Source organism: Kribbella endophytica, from assembly GCF_054781295.1.
On sequence record NZ_BAAGUR010000001.1, the window covers coordinates 1793754 to 1812024 of the forward strand.

Here is an 18271-nt window from a genome sequence, read left to right on the forward strand (position 1 = left end):
CCCCAGCGTAGGACGTGGCCCACAGCACACCGTCCACGACGCCCGTTAGAGTCCACCTCATGAAGAAGTTCGAGTACTTCACCGCGCCGCTGCTGGTCCACTCGACCAAGGAGATCCTGGACAACTTCGGCCAGGACGGCTGGGAGCTGGTCCAGGTCGTCCCGGGGCTGAACCCGGAGAACCTGGTCGCCTACTTCAAGCGGGAGATCACCCAGTCATGAGCCACCCCGAGGAGAACCTGGCCGCGCTCGGGCTGAAGCTGCCCGACGTCGCCAAGCCGGTCGCCGCATACGTCCCGGCGGTCCGGACCGGCAATCTGGTCTACACCTCCGGCCAGCTGCCGCTGCGCGAGGGCGCCCTGATCGCCACCGGCAAGGTCGGCGGCGAGGTCACCCCCGAGGTGGCCGCCGAGTGCGCCCAGCAGTGCGCCCTGAACGCCCTGGCCGCCGTCAAGGCCGAGATCGGCGACCTGGCGAACGTCAAGCGCATCGTCAAGGCCGTCGCGTTCATCGCCTCCACCCCGGACTTCACCGGCCAGCCCCAGGTCGCCAACGGCGCCTCCGAGCTGTTCGGCCAGGTCTTCGAAGAGGCCGGCCAGCACGCCCGCAGCGCCGTCGGCGTCCCGGTCCTCCCGCTGGACGCCCCGGTAGAGGTAGAACTCATCGTCGAGGTCGCCTGACCTGTACGCCGTACGCCGGGCAGGGGAACAGCAGTCAGAGAGGGTACGAGTAGTGCGTGATCTGAGGTCTGAGCTTCTGTCCGGGCGGATGGCGGAGGTGGCTCTTGCTCATGTGCGGGAGGGGCTGACTCCGAGTGAGCCTCGGCCTGCCTCGACGGTCATCTTGCTGCGGGACACCTCTGCAGGACCCGAGGTCTACCTGCTCAGACGGCAGCAGTCGATGGCGTTCGCGGCGGGGATGACCGTCTTCCCCGGCGGACGCGTCGACGCGACCGACTCGAGCATCGCCGACTCCTGGTCGGGCCCGAAGCCCGAGTGGTTCGGGGAGCGTCTCGGGTGCTCGGCTGAGACAGCCGCGGCGTACGTCGCGGCCGCCGTACGGGAGACGTTCGAGGAGTCCGGCGTCCTGCTCGCCGGCCCCTCCACCGAGACCGTCGTCAGCGACACCACCGGCGCCGACTGGGAGGCCGACCGGGTAGCGCTCGAGGACCGCTCGCTGGGGTTCGCCGAGTTCCTTCACCGCCGCGGTCTGGTGCTGCGGGCCGACCTGCTCGCCCCCTGGGCGCACTGGATCACCCCCGAGTTCGAGCCGCGCCGCTACGACACCCGCTTCTTCGTCGCCGCGCTCCCACCCGGCCAGGTCACCCGCGACGTGACCAGCGAGTCCGACCAGGTCGCCTGGATGCGCCCGGCCGACGCAGTCGTGGCCGTCGACGCCGGCCAGATGCTGATGCTGCCCCCGACGTACCTGTGCTGCCGCGACATCACCCCGTACGCCGACGTCGCCGCCGTACTGGCCTCGGCCACCGACCGCCGGATCACCCCGGTGCAGCCGACCGTGCGGGTGGAGAACGACCAGGCCTACCTCGAGACCCCGGAGGCGTGATGACCGCCGAGCAGATCACCCCGTACGCCGCCCGCGTGCTCGCCGCGAACCCGGGCCCGATGACGCTCGACGGCACCAACACCTGGATCCTCCGCGCCCCCGACTCCGACCGGGCCGTCGTCGTCGACCCCGGCCCGCTGCTCGAGGAGCACCTGCGCGCCGTACTGGACGCCGTCCAGGCCGCCGGCGCGACCGTCGAGACGGTGCTGCTCACCCACAACCACCCCGACCACTCCGAGGGCGCCGCCTGGTTCGCGAACCAGGCCAACTGCCCGGTCCGCGCCGTCGACCCGGCGTACAGGATCCCGACCGACCACGCCCACGGCCTGTCCGAAGGCGACGTGATCGGCGCCGGCGACCTGCGGATCGAGGTCCTCCCGACCCCCGGCCACACGCTCGACTCGGTCTGCTTCTGGCTCCCGCAGGACGGCTCGCTGCTCACCGGCGACACCGTCCTCGGCCGCGGCACGTCGGTCGTCGCCCACCCGGACGGTGCCCTGGGCCCCTACCTGGACTCCCTCGAAAGCCTCCGAGCCTTCGCCAACTCACCCGCCGGCGTAGCCCGTCTCCTCCCCGGCCACGGCCCGGTCATCGACGACCCGGCCGGCGTCCTCACCTACTACCTCGACCACCGCCGCGACCGCCTCGCCCAGGTCCGCGCCGCAGTAGCCGCCGGCCACACCACCGCGGAAGCCATCGTCGAGAACGTCTACGCCGACGTCGACAAATCCCTCTGGCCTGCCGCCGAACGCTCAGTCCGAGCCCAGCTCGACTATCTGAACTCCTGACCCCGGCACCATCCCACCGCCTGACCCCGGCACCATCCCAACGCCTGACCCCGGCACCATCCCAACGCCTGACTCCGGCATCACCTCAACTCCCGATCCCGGCCCAGCCCGGTCCAGCTCCAGCCCTCGGTCCCGCTCCCACCCCAGCCGCAGCCCTCGGCCCAACTCCAGAGCCTTGAGCAATTTGGTGGGTTAACGCACCGTCTGGCCCGTTGGCCCACCGAAATACCGCTGGCCAACGGTCCATTTCGTGGGCCGACCCAGGAGATGGTTGGCGGTTGTCCACAGGAGGACCACAGGACCCAGCGGGGACCGGGCGGTTTCGCCGACCCTGGGGTGATGGATGCCCAACTGACGAGACTGGCCGGACGCCAGGGCGGGGTCTTCAGCCGGCGTCAGGCGCTGTCATGTGGCTATTCGCCTCGCCAGATCGCGCACCGCCTGGGCGATGGACGGTGGGAGCGAGTCCGCCACGGCCAGTACGCCGCGGCTGTCGACCTGAGTACGACAACCGCGTGGGATCGGCGGCTGATCCGGCACCGCCGCCTGGTGTACGCGGCCCTGAACTCGATGAGGCCCGGCAGCGTTGCCGTGAGCCACCAGTCGGCGCTGGTACTGCACGACGTCCCGATCTGGGGCATGGACCTGGCGGAGGCACATCTGACCCGGCTGAGCGATCAGCGGACCGGACTGGCGGCCGGCGTACGGCATCATCGCGGCCTCCTCGACCCAGCTGATCTGACACTGCTCGACGGCATCCTTGCCACCACACCGGCGCGAGCCGTGGTCGAAGCGGCGTGCACGGCGTCCTTCGAGGCAGCCGTCGTCGCTGCGGACGCCGTCAGCCGAACGAGCGAGAACCATCGGCTGGAGTTCGACCGGTTGCGCGATGTCACGGAGTTCTGGCCAGGCGGTACGACGGCCCGACGGGCGTTGGCATTCTGCGATCCAGCTGCGGAGTCGGTTGGAGAGTCTCGGCTGAGGGTGCTGATGCACGAGCAAGGGCTCCCGCGCCCGGTGCTGCAGGCGTCCTTCGAGGACGCGGCGGGCTTCGTCGGGCGGGTCGACTTCTACTTTCCGGAGCTGTCCACGGTGATCGAGTTCGACGGCCTGCTGAAGTACGCCGCAGGGTCGGCCGACGTACTGGTTCGCGAAAAGCTGCGTGAGGATCGGCTCCGCGGGCTGGGCCTGGAGATCGTCCGAGTGACCTGGTCCGATCTCGCGACACCAGATCGCGTCAGCGCGCACATCCGCCAAGCCTTCAACCGAGCTCACCGCGCCGCAGCCTGACCCCGTTCACATGGTCCGCCCACGCCTGCGGCAGCCGCTCGGCCCCTCTGTCGTTTGATGGGCCAACCCACCAAATAGCCCGTTGGCCCATCGAATTCCGGTGGGCCAACGGGCAAGTGCATGGGTTAACCCACCAAATTGCAGCGGTATGCAGAGGCGGGCGCTGGGCTGGTGCGGTCGGCGTGGGTGCAGGTACGGCGTAGTGGCAAAGCCGGGCGCGGCCCGGCGTGTTACCCGTACGGCGGATCGACAGCTGGGCGCCGGGCCCGGCGCCCGCACTGTCAGCGGGCTCGGCGCTGGAGGCGTTCTACGTCGAGGAGGACGACCGAGCGGGGCTCCAGGCGGACCCAGCCTCGGGAGGCGAAGTCGGCGAGGGCCTTGTTGACGGTCTCGCGGGAGGCGCCGACCAGCTGGGCGAGCTCCTCCTGGGTGAGGTCGTGGTGCACGTGGACGCCGTCGTCCGCCGTACGGCCGAAGCGGCTGGCGAGGTCGAGCAGCGCCTTGGCGACACGGCCCGGTACGTCGGAGAACACCAGGTCCGCGACGACGTCGGAGACCTTGCGCAGCCGGGACGCGAGCTGCAGCAGCAGACCGCGGGCGACCTCGGGACGCCCGGCGAGCCAGCGCAGCAGCTCGTCGTGGGTCAGCGACATCATCGACGCGTCGGTGACGGCGGTGACGGTCGCGGAGCGCGGTCCCGGGTCGAACAGCGACAGCTCGCCGAACATCTGGCCCGGGCCGAGCACGGCGATCAGGTTCTCCCGGCCGTCCGCGGAGGTCCGGCCGAGCTTCACCTTGCCCTCGACGACGACGAACAGCCGGTCGCCGGAGTCGCCTTCGTGGAACAGCACCTGGCCGCGACGCAGCCGATTCTCGGTCATCGACGCGGCGAGCGCGGTCGCTGCCTCCTCGTCGAGCTGACTGAACAGCGGTGCCTGTCGGAGCACTGCGGCGTCCACGAAATGGCCTCCTCGGACCTCTACTGCAAGCTTCGAAAGGGGCTGCGAGCCCCCTCGGCGCCGGGCAGAAAGCACCCGGCCGCCTCAAAACCGTACTTCCTCCGGTCACGGAACCGCCACGTAGGTCGCCCGGGACGCGCCGAGGAGCCCGTACGACGGCCGCCCGCACGGGGCAGGATGAGGCGTGCTCGATTGGCTGAGGAGACGGTTCGCAGGCGCCAAGGGTCCGGTCGAGCAGGGCCCGGACGTGATCCGTGAGGCGTGGCTGCTGGCCGAGCAGGGGGAGGTCGATCGGGCCGCCGACCTGCTGCGCGGCGTCGACGACGCGAAGCATCGCGGCGTACTGGTTCTCCTGCTCCGCAAGTACGGCCGCCTGGACGAGGCGATCCGGCTGCTCGAAGCCGATCCGGACGCCGATCAGGCCCGGCTGCGGCAGTTCGTCGGCGAACGAGGCGCGGAGCTCGTCCAGCTCACTCGTGGGCTGAACATCGGCATCTACCCGCCGGAGAAGACGACGGCGATCGACGACCTCCTCCTGAACGGGCAGCTCGACGAGGCGGTCGAGCAGCTGAAGGCGAGCCGGCTGCCTGCTGATCGGCCCAGGCTCCTGACACTGCTGCGTGAGCTCGGTCGGACCGATGAGCTGCGCTCGCTGGCCGACAACTCGGTTCGGCTGGCGACGCTTCGGGCTGAGGAGCGGGCTGACGACCTGCGGCCGCTCGCTGACGGTGGTGACGACGAGGCCCGGGTGCTGCTGATCCAGACGCTCGCCAAGCAGGGGGAGGTGGAGGAGCTGACGGCGCTCGCTGCCGGCGACGAGTACGCGACTGGGCTGCTGGTCGAGTTGCTCGGTCGGCTGGAGCGGGTCGAGGAGCTTCGGCCGTACGTCGCTGCTGGGAACACCCGTGCTCGGGATCTGCTCGTGGGGCTGCTGGTCCGGCAGGAGCGGGTGGACGAGCTCAGGAGCCTTGGTGACCCGTACGCCGACGGGAAGCTGGCCGAGCTGCTCGCTGGGCTCGACCGGGTCGAGGAGGCGGTCGCTGTACTGCGGGGGCGGGCTGAGGCGAGTGGTGCGGAGCAGGACTGGTACGAGCTGGCTCGGCTGCTGGCTGACCACGGGCGGCAGGATGAAGCGATTGCTGTGTTGCGGGACGGGCCTCGGGCGGCGCCGGACCTGCTGGTGGAGCTGCTGACGGGCCGGGGACGGGTTGACGAGGCGCTGAAGGTGCTGGACGCGTCGGACCAGCGTGGTGCGCCGAGGAGGGCGGCTCGGTTGCGGGCGGCGCATGGGCTGGTGGACGAGCTCCGGGCGCGTGCTGACGCTGGTGAAGGTCCGTCGGTCGAAGTGCTCGCCGCGTACTTGGCCGACCAGGGTGAGATCGACGAACTGTGCCGCCGGTCGGCTGTGGCCGACCAGCAAGTGACGGATGCCGCGCCGGCGGCTGATGCCGGGAAGCCGACTGGCGCCGACCGGCCCCCGGCGGCCGGCGATCTGCGGGCGGGCCGGATCTTCGGGAATCAGTTGGTGCGGGCGCTCGGTCGGTTGCGGCGGCTAGACGAGCTTGCCGAGCTGGCCGGCGGTGGTGATCGGATGGCCGGTCTGACCTGGTGGGCTGCTGTGCTGGCCGACGCAGAGGACGTCCCTGCGGCGTTGGCTGAGCATGCGGCGTACAGCACCTGGTACGGCGACGAGGGCCGGATGCGTGGCGTGATCGATCTGCTCGTCGAACAGGCCCGGATCGGCACCGCCGTCGAGTTCGCCCAGGCTCGCGTCGAGGCGGGCGATGCATGGGCGAGCGCGTGGGCGCCGCAGCAGGACCGGCCGGGGCTGTCCTCCTACGACGACATGCTCGCCACCAAGGTCGAGGCCGCCGTACGGGAGTTGCTGCCGGGCGAGGCCGATGGGCAGGAGCACGCGACCACGGCTCGGATCGCCGACGAGGGCTCCTCCTACTACGGCGACGTACGGGTCAGCATCCCGGCGCTCGGACACGTGCGGATCTCGCTGGCCTGCTGGCTCGTGGGGACGGATACAGCGCGCTACCTCGGCGACGACCCGCCGACCGAGGCGGAGCGGATGCTGCCGCCGGACGGTACGGCGATCACGGATCTCCGCTCGACGGTCGGCGTACTGGACGAGCTGGCGATCCGGCTGAACGCGATCGACCCACCGGTCCCGCACCCCGGCGGGCGGCACCTCACCATCAGCGTCCCGCTGCGCACCGCGCCGCTGACCGCCGTACCGGACTGACGAGCCGCGGATATCGAGTGGAGTGCCGCACGTAGGCTGGCCTGCATGACCCAGCGCGTCGCGGACCCCAATCCGCACCCGGTTCCGGCCCCGGTTCTGCACCCGCCCGTGAAGCTCCCGCGGAAGGCTCCGGTGTACGTCGACGAGACGCCGACGCAGCTGGTCCGGCGGGCGCGGAAGATGCACAAGGTGCTGACCGACACCTACCCGGACGCGCACTGCGAGCTGGACTTCACCTCGCCGCTGGAGTTGCTGGTGGCGACGATCCTGTCGGCGCAGACCACCGACGTGACGGTGAACAAGGTGACGCCGACGCTCTTCTCGCGGTACCCGACGGCGCAGGCGTACGCCGAGGCCGACCGCGAGGAGATGGAGACGATCCTCAAGCCGACCGGGTTCTTCCGCGCCAAGACGAACAGCCTGCTGAAGCTCGGCCAGGCGCTCGTGGACGACTACGACGGGGTTGTGCCGGGCACGCTGGAGGAACTGGTCAAGCTCCCCGGCACCGGCCGCAAGACCGCGAACGTCGTACTGGGCAACGCGTTCGGCGTCCCCGGCATCACCGTCGACACCCACTTCGGCCGCCTGGTCCGCCGCTTCGGCTGGACCACGGAGGAGGACCCGGTCAAGGTCGAGCACTTGATCGGCGCGCTGTTCCCGAAGAAGGACTGGACGATGCTGTCCCACCGCCTGATCTTCCACGGCCGCCGCCGCTGCCACGCCAAGAAGCCCGCCTGCGGCGCCTGCCCCATCGCCCAGTGGTGCCCGTCCTACGGCACCGGCCCCACCGACCCCGACCTGGCCGCCAAACTGGTCAAGGTCCCCGCGTGAGACACGCCCGTACGGCGGTGCTGCTGGCCGCAAGCCTTCTTCTGCTCACTGCCTGTGGGACCGAGAAGACCAGCAGCTCGCCGACGAAGGCTCCTGAGCAAGCGTTGGCTTGTGAGGTTGAGCCTTCCAAGCCGCCGGTCAGCGGCGGCCTACCTGATGTGAGTTTGCCGTGCCTGGGGGACGGTCCCGATATTCGGCTGGCTGACTTGCGTGGTCCGCTCGTGGTCAACGTCTGGGCGCAGTGGTGCGGCCCGTGTCGCGAGGAAGCGCCGTTCCTCGCCGAGTTGCAGAAGAAGTCCGCCGGGAAGCTGAAGCTGATCGGCATCGACTACGCCGATCCGCGGCGCGAGCTGGCGGTCGAGTTCGCCGGGCAGAACGGCCTCGCCTACCCGCACCTGGTCGACGCGGACAAGGCCGTTCAGCAGCCGCTCAAGGTCGGCGGACCGCCGTTGACCGCGTTCGTCGACCAGGACGGGAAGGTCGTCTACGTGCATCGCGGCGTACTGAAGTCCCAGCAGGAGCTCGACCAGCTGGTGAAGGACAAACTGGGGGTCGACCTGTGACCGCGACGACGTTCGACACCGACCTGCCGGCCTGGCTCAACCAGTTGCTCACGGCCTCGAAATCCGTTGATCCCAACGAGCTTTCGCGGTTCCTCCCACCCGACGACCCGGCCGTCCGCGAGTCCGCCGTCCTCATCTTGCTTGCCGACGGCAACGACACCGACGGTCCCGACGTACTGCTCACCGAACGCTCCTGGACGCTGCGCTCGCACGCCGGCCAGATGGCGTTCCCCGGCGGCCGCAGCGACGAGGAGGACGGCACCGGCGTCGAGGGCCTGATCCGTACGGCGTTGCGCGAGGCCGAGGAGGAGACCGGGCTCGACCCGACCGGCGTCGAGGTGTTCGCGGTGTGGCCCGCGCTCTGGGTCCCGGTCAGCAACTTCGGCGTCTCCCCGGTGCTCGCCTGGTGGCGCGAACCGTCTCCGGTCGCGGTCGTCGACCCGGCCGAGGTCGCCTCGGTGCACCGCGTCGCGCTCTCCGCGCTGGCCGACCCGGCGAACCGCGTCAACTGCGTCCACCCGTCCGGTTTCACCGGGCCGGCGTTCGTGATCGACGACCTGTTCATCTGGGGCTTCACCGCCGGTCTGCTGGACAAAATGCTGCTGCTCGGCGGCTGGGCGCGCGACTGGGACCCGGCTCACGTCGTACCGTTGCCCGACCGACTGGTCGAGGCGGCCTGGCGGAGTGAGGGGCAGCGGTCGCAGGAGGAGCGGCGGCTGACTGCCATCGAACACGACTTGGGGCGTCCGGAGGGTGTGGAGTGAGCATTCTCGATTGGGTGCTGGTGGCGGTCACCGTGCTGGTGGCCATCTCCGGGTACGTCGAGGGCTTCATCCTCGGTGCCTGCGCGACGCTCGGCCTGCTGGCCGGCGCGGCTGTCGGCGTGTACGGCGTACCGAAGATCCTGGACAACTTCTCGCCGAGCGTCGAGGTCTCGTTCGCCGCGCTGGTGCTGGTGATCCTGCTGGCCTCGGTCGGGCGGACGATCGGCGCGCTGCTCGGGTCGCGGCTGAGAAACAAGATCTCCTGGAAACCCGTCAAGGCCGTCGATGCGCTCGGCGGTGCTGTGCTGGCCGCCGCCTCGGTGCTGGTCGTCTCGTGGGTGCTCGGCGTCGCGGTGAGCGGTGCGCGGATCCCGGACGTCACGTCGGCGGTGCGCGGCTCGCAGGTGCTCGCCAAGGTCGACGAGGTGCTGCCGAACCGCGCTGACCAGGCGCTGCAGGCGTTCAACGACGTGGTGAACACCGATCTGTTCCCCCGCTTCCTCGACCCGTTCGTGCCGGAGCGGATCCGCGAGACCCAGCCGCCGGACGGCGGGATCGGTCGGACGCCGGCGGTCAAGGCGGCGTTCAGCCGGATCGCGAAGGTGACCGGCGTCGCGAACTGCTCGCGCGGTCTCGAGGGGTCCGGTTTCGTCTACGCGCCGCAACGCGTGATGACCAACGCGCATGTCGTGGCGGGCGTCGAGAACCCGAAGGTCGAGGTCGACAAGCGTTCGTACGACGCGACGGTGGTGCTGTTCGATCCCGAGGTCGACGTCGCGGTGCTGTACGTGCCGAAGCTGAACGCCCAGCCGCTGGTCTTCGACGACAGCGGCAAGGCCGACGCGGCGTCCGTCGTACTGGGGTATCCGGAGAACGGCCCGTTCAACTCCGAGCCGGCCCGGATCCGCTCGGAGGAACGCCTCCGCGGCCCGGACATCTACGGCGACCGCACGGTCACCCGCAAGGCGTTCTCGATCTGGGCCTCGGTCCGCCCCGGCAACTCCGGCGGGCCTCTCATCTCCACCCGAGGCACCGTGTACGGCGTCGTCTTCGCCGCCTCGGTCGAGGACAACCGCACGGGCTACGTCCTCACCGCCGCCCAGGTGGCCGAGGCGGCAGACCAGGGCAACAAGGCGACAAAGGAAGTCTCCACGCGTACTTGCACCTAAAAACTTCTTCCGGCGATGCAGCAGATCAAGTGGGCTGCGGCGTTGGGAGAGTGTGACGGTGACCAGCGAGGTGGCTTCGGGGTTCGACGACGTGGTGCGGTCGAGCGAGCGACGGCTGCTGCGGGTCGCGCTGATGCTGGCGGGGAACGTGCACACCGCCGAGGACCTGGTGCAGACCGTGTTCGCCCGCGCCCATCGCAAGTGGAAGCGGATCGGGCGGCTGGAGCACCCGGAGGCGTACCTGCGGACGATGGTGGTGAACGAGTTCCTCAGCTGGCGGCGCCGGCTGAAGAACCGCGAGCTGCCGCTGGCCGAGCTCGACGAGACACCGTCGACCGAGGACGTGAGCGGCCGGCAGGTCGAGCGTGACGCCGCCTGGCGACTGCTCGCGAAGCTGCCGCGCCGGCAACGCGCCGTACTGGTCCTGCGGTACTACGAGGATCTTCCGGACGACGAGATCGCGAGCGTGCTCGGCTGTACGGCGAGCACCGTGCGGTCCAACGCGGCCCGGGGCCTGGCGGCCCTGCGCGCCGACCTAGGAGCGACGAGATGACCAAGTCCGACGACGAGCTCGGCGACCTGCTGCGCGAAACCTTTGCGGAGAAGGAGAATCAGGTCGAACACTTGCCTGAGGCAATCAAGATCCCGTCGGGCGGGTCGAGGGCCGGAAGCCACGGCGTGTCGGGTGCCGGCCGATCCGGAAACCGCCGGTTCACTCCGGTGCTCGCCGGGGCGGCGGCGGTGGTGATCGTGTTCGGCGGCGCGGTCGTCGTCCGGCAGAACCTCCCGCAACCCACCAACTTCCCGGCCGCCACACCGAACACGCCCAGCACGAGCACAGACGACCCCCTGGGCCTCGCGCTGCCGGCTGAAGAGATCCGCATCTGGGCCGCCGCGGTCGCGGGCATCGTCGAGCGCGAACCCGGCGCCGCGACGTACTACGTCATTGATGCACCACAGGAGAACGAGGGCGGTGCTCGCGGCAAGCCCTTCACCGACGCCGAGAAAGCCGGGATCAGGACGCTGCTGGCACCGACGAAGGTGGAGTGGATCGCGAAGCGCCCGACGGCTGCCGACCCCTGCGCTCCGGACGCAGGCGGGCCGTACGTCAATGTCGGCTCGATCGTCCGGACCTCCGGCCACGTCGAGATCGACGCGGGCATCTGGCGCGGGTGCCTGTCCGCGCGGTGGCTCACCTTCCGCCTCGACCAGAAGGCCGGCGACTGGAAGGTCACCGGAACAGTCGGCCCGGAAGCGATCTCCTAGACCGTCCCGGCGACCCGTCGCCCAATAATCTCCTAGACCGTCCCCAGCCAGTCCAGCAGGACCTCGGTGAACTGGTCCGGCGCCTCCTCGTGCGGGAAGTGCCCGACCGTCGTCAGCACCTCGTGCCGCAGCGGCGCGGTGATGAGCTCCGGCGGCGTGATCCAGCTCGCCGGCGCGACAGCACCATCCAACCCACCATGCACCTGCAGAACCGGTACGTCGATCGGCTCGCGCATCCGCGCCGAGTACCGCCGCCCGTCCGTCCGCAGCCGAGACCGCACGAACCACCGGTGGTACTCCAGCGCACAGTGCGGCGCCGGCCAGACCTGCAGCGCCGCCCGGTACCGCCGCGACGCCTCCGCATCCGGGAAGTCCCCGCCCGGCGCAGCCCACGCCCGCAGCAGCTGCTCGATATGAATCCCGTCGTGCGCCAGCAACCGCCGCTCGGGCAGGATCGGCAGCTGGAACCACCCGACCTGAGCCGCCGCCCGCGGCCGCCCCGACCGCAGCAGCATCAACGGGTGCGGCGCCGACACAGCCGCCACCGCCCGGACCTGCCGAGAAGCCAGTACGGCGGCCGACCACGCGACGAACCCGCCCCAGCCGTGCCCGACCACGACCGCCTCCGACGCGCCGAGCGAGCGGATCACGCCGGACACGTCGGCCGACACCGTGAACGGGTCGTACCCGCGCGGCGTCTTGTCGCTCGCGCCGTACCCGCGCAGATCCATCGCGACCGCCCGGTACCCGGCCGCGGCGACGACCGGCAGCTGGTGCCGCCAGGCCCACCAGAACTCGGGGAAGCCGTGCAGGAACAGCACCAGGGGATCGTCCGCCGTACCGCACTCGGCGACGTGGAACCGGGCCCCGTTGGCCGCGACCAGGGCGTGCGACCAGGGCCCGTCGACGAGCAGGTCGGAGACTCCGGCGGGGCTCAGTCGCCCTTCCCGACCGCCTTGAGCGCCTCGACCGACTCCTTCGAGGTCTCGATCGCGCGCTGCGGGCCCTTCGCCTGGCCGAGCTGGTTCTTGCCGATCAGCACGAGGACGGCGGCGATCAGCAGGTACACCACCGCCACGATCAGGAACGCCAGCGCCGGGTGCAACCCGAGCGCGCTGACGCCGTACGCCGCGGCGATGGACAGCAGGATGATCGCGAGCAGCCCGAGGAACGCGGCGCCGCCGAACAGCCCGGCCCCGGTCCCGGCCTTCACCGCGGTCTTCTTCAGCTCGGCCTTGCCCAGCTCGATCTCGCTGCGCACCAGGCTGGACAGATCCCGGCTGGCGTTCGCGACGAGCTGCCCGACCGTCGGCTCGTCCTCTTGCCCCATCGACATGGCGCTCCTTCCGTCCCTGCCCCGACCCTACCGTCGCGTACGACGAACAGCCGGTACCCGCACCAGATCGGTTCAGTCGGCGTACACGCGGTTGCGCTTGAACAGCAGCACGGACGCGATCAGCGCGGCCAGCAGCGACGCGACCAGTACGGCGGCCTTCGCGCGCTCGACCTGGGCGATGTCGCCGGCGAACGCGAGCTGCGCGATCAGCAGCGCGACCGTGAACCCGATCCCGGCCAGCACCGAGACGGCCGCGACGTCGCGCCAAGCAAGGTCCGAGTTGAGCTCGGCGCGGGTGAACCGTGCCGTCAGCCAGGCTCCGCCGAAGACGCCCAGGAACTTGCCGACCACCAGCCCGGCGACGATGCCGATGGCGACCGGGTCGGTGAGCATCTCCCGGACCGCACCGCCGCTCAGTGTCACCCCGGCAGCGAACAGGGCGAACAGCGGCACGGCCAGCCCGGCGGACCACGGCCGCAGCCGGTGCTCGATCCGCTCGGCCGGTGCGTGGTGCTCGCCGGGATCGGCGACCACCCGGGTGACCAGGCCGAGCGCGACCCCGGCGATCGTCGCGTGGATGCCCGACTCGTGCATGAACCACCAGGCACCGAGCGCCACCGGGACGTACAGCAGTGGCGTCCGGATCCGGAACCGCTGCAGCACGGCGAAGACCGCGATCAGCGCCAGCGCGGCCAGCAGCGCGATCAGGTGGAACCCGTGCGAGAAGAACACCGCGATCACCAGAATGGCGCCGAAGTCGTCGACGACCGCCAGCGTCAGCAGGAACGCCCGCAACGCTCCCGGCAGTGAGGACCCGACGATCGCCAGCACCGCGAGCGCGAACGCGATGTCGGTCGCGGTCGGCACGGCCCAGCCCTCGGTCCGGCCGTCGGCCGCGGTCAGGTTGACCACCACGTAGATGATTGCCGGAAGCACCATTCCCGCCAGGGCGGCGACCACCGGTACGACGGCCTCGCTCAACTTCGACAAGGTGCCGACGACAAGTTCCCGCTTGAGCTCGACCCCGGCCAGGTAGAAGAAGAGGGCCAGCGCGCCGTCGGCCGTCCAGGCTTCGACCGTCAGCGGACCCAGCTGCACCTCGCGCAGGTGGTGATAGGCGTCCTGCCAGGGGGAGTTGGCCCAGATCAGCGCGATCACGGCCGCGCCCAGCAGCAGCAGACCACCGGTGGTCTCCGCGCGCAGGGTGTCGGCCAGGAAGGCGCGTTCACCGGCCAGGACGCGGGGGAACGCACGACGACGGCGGCGGACAGGCGTGACTCGGGGCATGAACAACCCTTTCGTTCCGGGATCGGTCGGACGACTCGCCGACCAGACTTCCCGGCACACCGTGTTGCGTTCGGCACCAGTCTAGGCGATCGGCGGTGATTGCGCCCGGCTCCTCGATGGGAGAGGCTTACCGCTGGAGCGCCGGGAAGTCTGGTCGGCAGTGCCCGTCCCCGACCGGGGTGCGGGCCGGTCGACGATCCTGGAGGCGCTGTGGCACGGCCCGAGTCCTGTCAGAAGGTTGTGAGTGACCTCACCCCGGCGCGCCACTGCCGCGTACGCTGCAGGAGTGCACGCAGAACAGATGGCCGAGGAGTTTCCGGTAGTCGGTCTGGACAGCGATGCGCTCGAGGCGGTCGAGCTGCTGGCCTCGCGCCGACTGCCCGGGCTGATCGTGGTCGACGAGAAGGGCAGCCCGTACTCGGTGCTCCCGGCTTCCCAGGTGGTCCGCTTCCTGGTGCCCAGCTACGTGCAGGACGACCCGTCGCTGGCCCGGGTGATCGACGAGTCGTTGGCCGACCAGGTCGCCGACAAGCTGAGCGGTGTCACGGTCCGCAAGCTCCTGCCGGCGGAGCACGCCGAACTGCCGGTGGTGAACCACGACGACACGGTGCTGGAAGTCGCGGCGATCATGGCCCGGCTGCGCTGCCCGCTGGTCGCGGTCGTGAAGGACAAGGCGATCACCGGGGCGATCAGCGCCTCGCGGCTGCTCGAGCTGGTCGTCCAGCCGCACTGAGCGCCGTACGGCCTCGTGGTCACCTGGAGGTGACCCGATGACCGTCATCGCGGTGATCGTGTTCGTGATCGCCTACGTGCTGATCGCGACCGAGTGGACCCACAAGCTGCTCGCGGCGCTCGGCGGTGCGGCCGTGCTGCTCGCGCTCGGCGTGACCGATTCCGAGCACGCGTTCTACTCGCACGAGACCGGCGTCGACTGGGACGTCATCTTCCTGCTGCTCGGGATGATGGTGATCGTCGGCATCCTGCGCCGGACCGGTGTGTTCGAGTACATCGCGATCTGGGCGGCCAAACGGGCCAAGGGGTCGCCGCTGCGGGTGATGCTGCTGCTCACCCTGATCACGGCGCTGGCCTCGGCGTTCCTCGACAACGTGACCACCGTGCTGCTGATCGCGCCGGTCACGCTGCTGGTCTGTGAGCGGCTCGGGATCAACCCGGTGCCGTTCCTGATCGCGGAGGTGATGGCGTCCAACATCGGTGGCGCCGCGACGCTGATCGGCGACCCGCCGAACATCATCATCGCCAGCCGGTCCGGCCTGACCTTCAACGACTTCCTGATCCACATGGCGCCGCTGGTCGTGATCGAGATGATCGTGTTCTGCCTGGTGGTGCCGTGGCTGTTCCGTGGCTCGTTCACGGTCGACCCGGCCAGGGTCGAGAACGTGATGCGCCTGAACGAGCGGGAGGCGATCGAGGACAAGCGGCTGCTGGTGAAGAGCGGCATCGTCCTGGCCGCCGTACTGGTCGGCTTCGTGGGGCACTCGGTGTTCCACGTCGAGCCGTCGGTGGTCGCACTGCTCGGCGCCGGCGTACTGGTGCTGATCTCCGGGGTCGCCACCCGCGACTACATGAGCGCCGTGGAGTGGCAGACCCTGCTGTTCTTCGCCGGGCTGTTCATCATGGTCGGCGCGCTGGTGAAGACCGGGGTGATCGGGACGCTGGCCGGCAAGGTCCAAGACATCACCGAGGGCCGGGCGCTGTTCGCGGTGATGCTGATCCTGGTCGTGTCGGCCGTCCTGTCCGGAATCGTCGACAACATTCCGTACGTCGCGACGATGAGCCCCGTCGTGCTGGAGCTGACCAAGAGCATTCCGGACCCGACCCAGGCCGATGCACTGTGGTGGGCCCTCGCGATCGGTGCGGACTTCGGCGGTAACGCCACCGCGGTCGGGGCCAGCGCCAACGTGGTCGTGATCGGGCTGGCGCTGCGGGCCGGGCACCCGATCTCGTTCTGGGAGTTCACCCGCAAGGGAGTGGTGATGATGGCGATCACGATCGTGGTCGCCGCGCCGTACTTGTGGCTGCGGTACTTCGTACTGGGTTGATCGGGCGAGCGTTTTCCCGTGCGGATCACACCCTCCGCCGCTCGACGCGGGGGCCTGCGTTTGCGAGGATGATCGCTGGCCGTCCTGGGGCTCCGGCCAGTACTGTCGGTGAACGGTCGACCGACCGCAACGATGACGAACGACCGAGTCCCGGCAACCGGTTTGCCGGCCAGATCCCCAGGGAACACGACACCATGGCCCGCCCAAGGAACAACCCCGGCGACCTCGCCGAGCTCCCCACCGAGCTGCGGACCGACCGGCCGAAGGGGGACCAGATCCGCGAGATCCTGGAGCGCCTCACCCGGAGCCTGTCGGCCGGGACCGTGCTGCCGTCGGAGCGGGTGCTGGCCGAGCGGTTCGGGGTGGCCCGGATGACGGTCCGCCAGGAGGTCGACCGCGTCGTCGCCGAGGGCCTGGCCGCGCGGCGTCCCGGCGGGGGCACATTCGTCGCCGAACCACGCCCGAACAAGCTGCTCGCGTCGTCGTTCAGCGAGGACATGCGCGCCCGCGGCATCACGCCCGGCGCGAAGGTCCTCGAGCACCGCGTAGGTGCCGCCGACGCGACCCTCGCCGCCGAGCTGGAGGTGCCGGTCGGCACGCCCGTCCTCCACCTCGTCCGCCTCCGCACCGCCGACGGCGAGCCGATGGCCATCGAGCGCACCAACCTCTCGCTGAACCGCTACCCGGGCCTCGACGCGCTCTCCTTCGACGAGCTCTCCCTGTACGGCGAACTGGCGGCCCGCTTCGGCGTCTCCCTCGGCATGGTCTCCGCCTCGATCGTCGCCGCCCCACCCGACACCCCCGAGGACGCCGCGCTCCTCGGCATCGAGCCGACCACCCCGTGCCTGATCATCACCTCGGCCCCCCGCACCGCCACCGGCGACGTCATCGAGTGCGGCCGCTCGACGTACCGCTCCGACCGCTACGACATCACCGTCGCGTACCGAACAACCTGATCAAGTATCAAATGTGCGCCGCGGCGACGCCGAGGGCGAACGCCGTGCCGGCGAGGGCGAGCATGATGGTGGCCAGGAGGCGCAGGCGGCGCTGGTACGTCGGGACCTCGGCTGAGGTGGCGAAGACTCGGTGGGGCCAGTGGCGCCAGGAGACGTGCCAGAAGATCGCGCTCGCGGCGAGGAGCAGGACGGCTTTCACGCCGTGGATCCACCAGTGGTCGGTGTCGAGCAGCAGCAGGACGAGGCCGCTGGCGGCGATGACGCCGATCAGGCCGAGCACCTTCCAGCGGTTGCCTGAGGCAATGATTATGGTGAGGGCCTCGCGGGACTCGGCGTCGCGGGCGTAGAACTTCGCGAGCTTCGGCTGGATGACGAACAGGGAGTAGGCCATGCCGCCGACCCACGCGGCGGCCAGGCCGGCGTGGAGGATGGCTACCAGGGCGGTCATCGGTACTCCTCGAGGGCGGGGAGCGGCAGGAGCGAGATCAGACCGGCCAGCCTGTCGAGGGTTTCGACCAGGTCGTCGGGCTTGGTGCGGGTGAAGATCGGGAACGTGGTGAAGAGCAGTTCGTTGTGCATCAGCGCCCAGGTGCGCAGCTTGCTCTTGCGCAGGTACTTCGTCAGCGCCGGGTGCAGGACCTGGGCGGCCACCTGCGGGTCGGTGTTCACCAGCCGGTACCAGCGGTTGAAGTTCGGGTTCGGAGTGATCGGCTCCGGCAAGCCTGTGACGTCGTACGCCGGGTCGACCTGCTCCACGATCTGGAACCACGGCACCTTCGCCGGCAGCTCGATCACCCACACCGTGTTGATCCGTACGGCGCCCGCTTTCGGCACCTCCCCGTCCTTCCAGGCGTCGCGCACCGCCTCCAGCGTGACCTGACGGTGGTAGTCGAACGCCGTGAACCGCAGCCCGTAGTGCCGCCCGCTGACCACCCCGAACGCGAGTTCGTCCTTCCCGCGCAGACTGAACGGCAACGCGTACCGCCACCGGTCCACCAGTTCAGGCCCCGCCGGCGCGAAGCCCCAGCCACGCCGGGCCGCCAACGCCGCCCGCTCGTCGTTGGTCTTCGAGATCCGCCGCGCCTCCAGGTTTCCCACCAGCTCAGGCTAGGGGGCGGTGCGGCTCACTTCGACCACACCCGAACAGCCTGTACGCCGCCGAGCTCGGCGGCGTACAGGCTGTGGG

Annotated in this window: 21 protein-coding genes; 15 read left to right on the forward strand and 6 right to left on the reverse strand. The window is 70.1% G+C overall.

Features of this window, described 5'->3' with window-relative positions:
• Window positions 1–59 precede the first annotated feature (59 nt).
• From ACYVIO_RS08630 to ACYVIO_RS08650, 5 genes are all read left to right on the forward strand, one after another.
• Window positions 60–221: a DUF4177 domain-containing protein gene (locus ACYVIO_RS08630; RefSeq protein WP_184801652.1), complete on the forward strand. Its 162-nt coding sequence runs from the start codon at window positions 60–62 to the stop codon at window positions 219–221.
• Window positions 218–679 (forward strand): RidA family protein, encoded by a 462-nt coding sequence (locus tag ACYVIO_RS08635; RefSeq protein WP_460650127.1) that lies wholly within the window; start codon window positions 218–220, stop codon window positions 677–679. Before ACYVIO_RS08630 ends, ACYVIO_RS08635 begins: the two co-directional genes overlap by 4 nt.
• A gap of 88 nt (window positions 680–767) precedes the next feature.
• On the forward strand, window positions 768–1565 hold the full coding sequence (locus tag ACYVIO_RS08640) for an NUDIX hydrolase (RefSeq protein WP_460650128.1): 798 nt from the start codon (window positions 768–770) through the stop codon (window positions 1563–1565).
• Window positions 1565–2353, forward strand: a complete 789-nt coding sequence (locus ACYVIO_RS08645; protein ID WP_460650129.1) for an MBL fold metallo-hydrolase — start codon at window positions 1565–1567, stop codon at window positions 2351–2353. The genes ACYVIO_RS08640 and ACYVIO_RS08645 overlap by 1 nt, the downstream gene beginning before the upstream one ends.
• 339 nt (window positions 2354–2692) lie before the next feature.
• The gene (locus ACYVIO_RS08650; protein WP_460650130.1) at window positions 2693–3643 is read left to right on the forward strand and encodes a type IV toxin-antitoxin system AbiEi family antitoxin domain-containing protein; all 951 of its coding nucleotides are present in this window, start codon (window positions 2693–2695) and stop codon (window positions 3641–3643) included.
• Between the two features lie 281 nt (window positions 3644–3924).
• Here ACYVIO_RS08650 and ACYVIO_RS08655 read toward each other — a convergent pair whose 3' ends face one another.
• Window positions 3925–4602: a Crp/Fnr family transcriptional regulator gene (locus ACYVIO_RS08655; RefSeq protein ID WP_460650131.1), complete on the reverse strand. Its 678-nt coding sequence runs from the start codon at window positions 4600–4602 to the stop codon at window positions 3925–3927.
• Window positions 4603–4786: 184 nt separating this feature from the next.
• On the opposite strand from ACYVIO_RS08655, the gene ACYVIO_RS08660 reads away from it, so the two are divergent.
• The 7 genes from ACYVIO_RS08660 (at window position 4787) to ACYVIO_RS08690 (ending at window position 11446) form a co-directional block, all read left to right on the forward strand.
• Window positions 4787–6853: a hypothetical protein gene (locus ACYVIO_RS08660; RefSeq protein ID WP_460650132.1), complete on the forward strand. Its 2067-nt coding sequence runs from the start codon at window positions 4787–4789 to the stop codon at window positions 6851–6853.
• A gap of 45 nt (window positions 6854–6898) precedes the next feature.
• Window positions 6899–7684, forward strand: coding sequence for an endonuclease III (gene nth / locus ACYVIO_RS08665; protein ID WP_460650133.1), 786 nt, complete (start codon window positions 6899–6901; stop codon window positions 7682–7684).
• A 158-nt stretch (window positions 7685–7842) separates the two neighbouring features.
• Window positions 7843–8247, forward strand: coding sequence for a TlpA disulfide reductase family protein (locus ACYVIO_RS08670; RefSeq protein WP_460652073.1), 405 nt, complete (start codon window positions 7843–7845; stop codon window positions 8245–8247).
• The gene (locus tag ACYVIO_RS08675; protein ID WP_460650134.1) at window positions 8244–9011 is read left to right on the forward strand and encodes an NUDIX hydrolase; all 768 of its coding nucleotides are present in this window, start codon (window positions 8244–8246) and stop codon (window positions 9009–9011) included. Before ACYVIO_RS08670 ends, ACYVIO_RS08675 begins: the two co-directional genes overlap by 4 nt.
• On the forward strand, window positions 9008–10180 hold the full coding sequence (locus ACYVIO_RS08680) for a MarP family serine protease (protein WP_460650135.1): 1173 nt from the start codon (window positions 9008–9010) through the stop codon (window positions 10178–10180). The genes ACYVIO_RS08675 and ACYVIO_RS08680 overlap by 4 nt, the downstream gene beginning before the upstream one ends.
• Before the next feature lie 58 nt (window positions 10181–10238).
• Complete coding sequence (locus ACYVIO_RS08685) at window positions 10239–10733, forward strand: SigE family RNA polymerase sigma factor (protein WP_460650136.1); 495 nt, start codon at window positions 10239–10241, stop codon at window positions 10731–10733.
• Window positions 10730–11446, forward strand: a complete 717-nt coding sequence (locus tag ACYVIO_RS08690; RefSeq protein ID WP_460650137.1) for a hypothetical protein — start codon at window positions 10730–10732, stop codon at window positions 11444–11446. The genes ACYVIO_RS08685 and ACYVIO_RS08690 overlap by 4 nt, the downstream gene beginning before the upstream one ends.
• A 32-nt stretch (window positions 11447–11478) precedes the next feature.
• Here the strand turns inward: ACYVIO_RS08690 and ACYVIO_RS08695 are convergent, their stop codons facing one another.
• From ACYVIO_RS08695 to nhaA, 3 genes are all read right to left on the reverse strand, one after another.
• Window positions 11479–12267, reverse strand: a complete 789-nt coding sequence (locus ACYVIO_RS08695) for an alpha/beta fold hydrolase (RefSeq protein ID WP_460650138.1) — start codon at window positions 12265–12267, stop codon at window positions 11479–11481.
• A gap of 113 nt (window positions 12268–12380) precedes the next feature.
• Complete coding sequence (locus ACYVIO_RS08700; RefSeq protein WP_184801666.1) at window positions 12381–12782, reverse strand: phage holin family protein; 402 nt, start codon at window positions 12780–12782, stop codon at window positions 12381–12383.
• Between the two features lie 72 nt (window positions 12783–12854).
• The gene (gene nhaA / locus ACYVIO_RS08705) at window positions 12855–14069 is read right to left on the reverse strand and encodes a Na+/H+ antiporter NhaA (protein WP_460650139.1); all 1215 of its coding nucleotides are present in this window, start codon (window positions 14067–14069) and stop codon (window positions 12855–12857) included.
• Window positions 14070–14355: 286 nt separating this feature from the next.
• Between nhaA and ACYVIO_RS08710 the strand changes: the two genes are divergently transcribed.
• The 3 genes from ACYVIO_RS08710 to ACYVIO_RS08720 all read left to right on the forward strand — a co-directional run bounded on the left by ACYVIO_RS08710 (window position 14356) and on the right by ACYVIO_RS08720 (window position 17085).
• Window positions 14356–14802, forward strand: a complete 447-nt coding sequence (locus ACYVIO_RS08710; protein WP_460650140.1) for a CBS domain-containing protein — start codon at window positions 14356–14358, stop codon at window positions 14800–14802.
• Between the two features lie 37 nt (window positions 14803–14839).
• Window positions 14840–16129, forward strand: a complete 1290-nt coding sequence (locus tag ACYVIO_RS08715) for an ArsB/NhaD family transporter (RefSeq protein WP_460650141.1) — start codon at window positions 14840–14842, stop codon at window positions 16127–16129.
• A 194-nt stretch (window positions 16130–16323) separates the two neighbouring features.
• Window positions 16324–17085, forward strand: a complete 762-nt coding sequence (locus ACYVIO_RS08720) for a GntR family transcriptional regulator (RefSeq protein WP_460650142.1) — start codon at window positions 16324–16326, stop codon at window positions 17083–17085.
• 7 nt (window positions 17086–17092) lie between these two features.
• Here ACYVIO_RS08720 and ACYVIO_RS08725 read toward each other — a convergent pair whose 3' ends face one another.
• The gene (locus ACYVIO_RS08725) at window positions 17093–17533 is read right to left on the reverse strand and encodes a hypothetical protein (protein ID WP_460650143.1); all 441 of its coding nucleotides are present in this window, start codon (window positions 17531–17533) and stop codon (window positions 17093–17095) included.
• Window positions 17530–18183 carry a type III secretion system chaperone family protein gene (locus ACYVIO_RS08730; RefSeq protein ID WP_460650144.1) on the reverse strand — a complete coding sequence of 218 codons (654 nt, stop codon included), beginning with the start codon at window positions 18181–18183 and terminating at the stop codon, window positions 17530–17532. Before ACYVIO_RS08730 ends, ACYVIO_RS08725 begins: the two co-directional genes overlap by 4 nt.
• Window positions 18184–18271 lie beyond the last annotated feature (88 nt).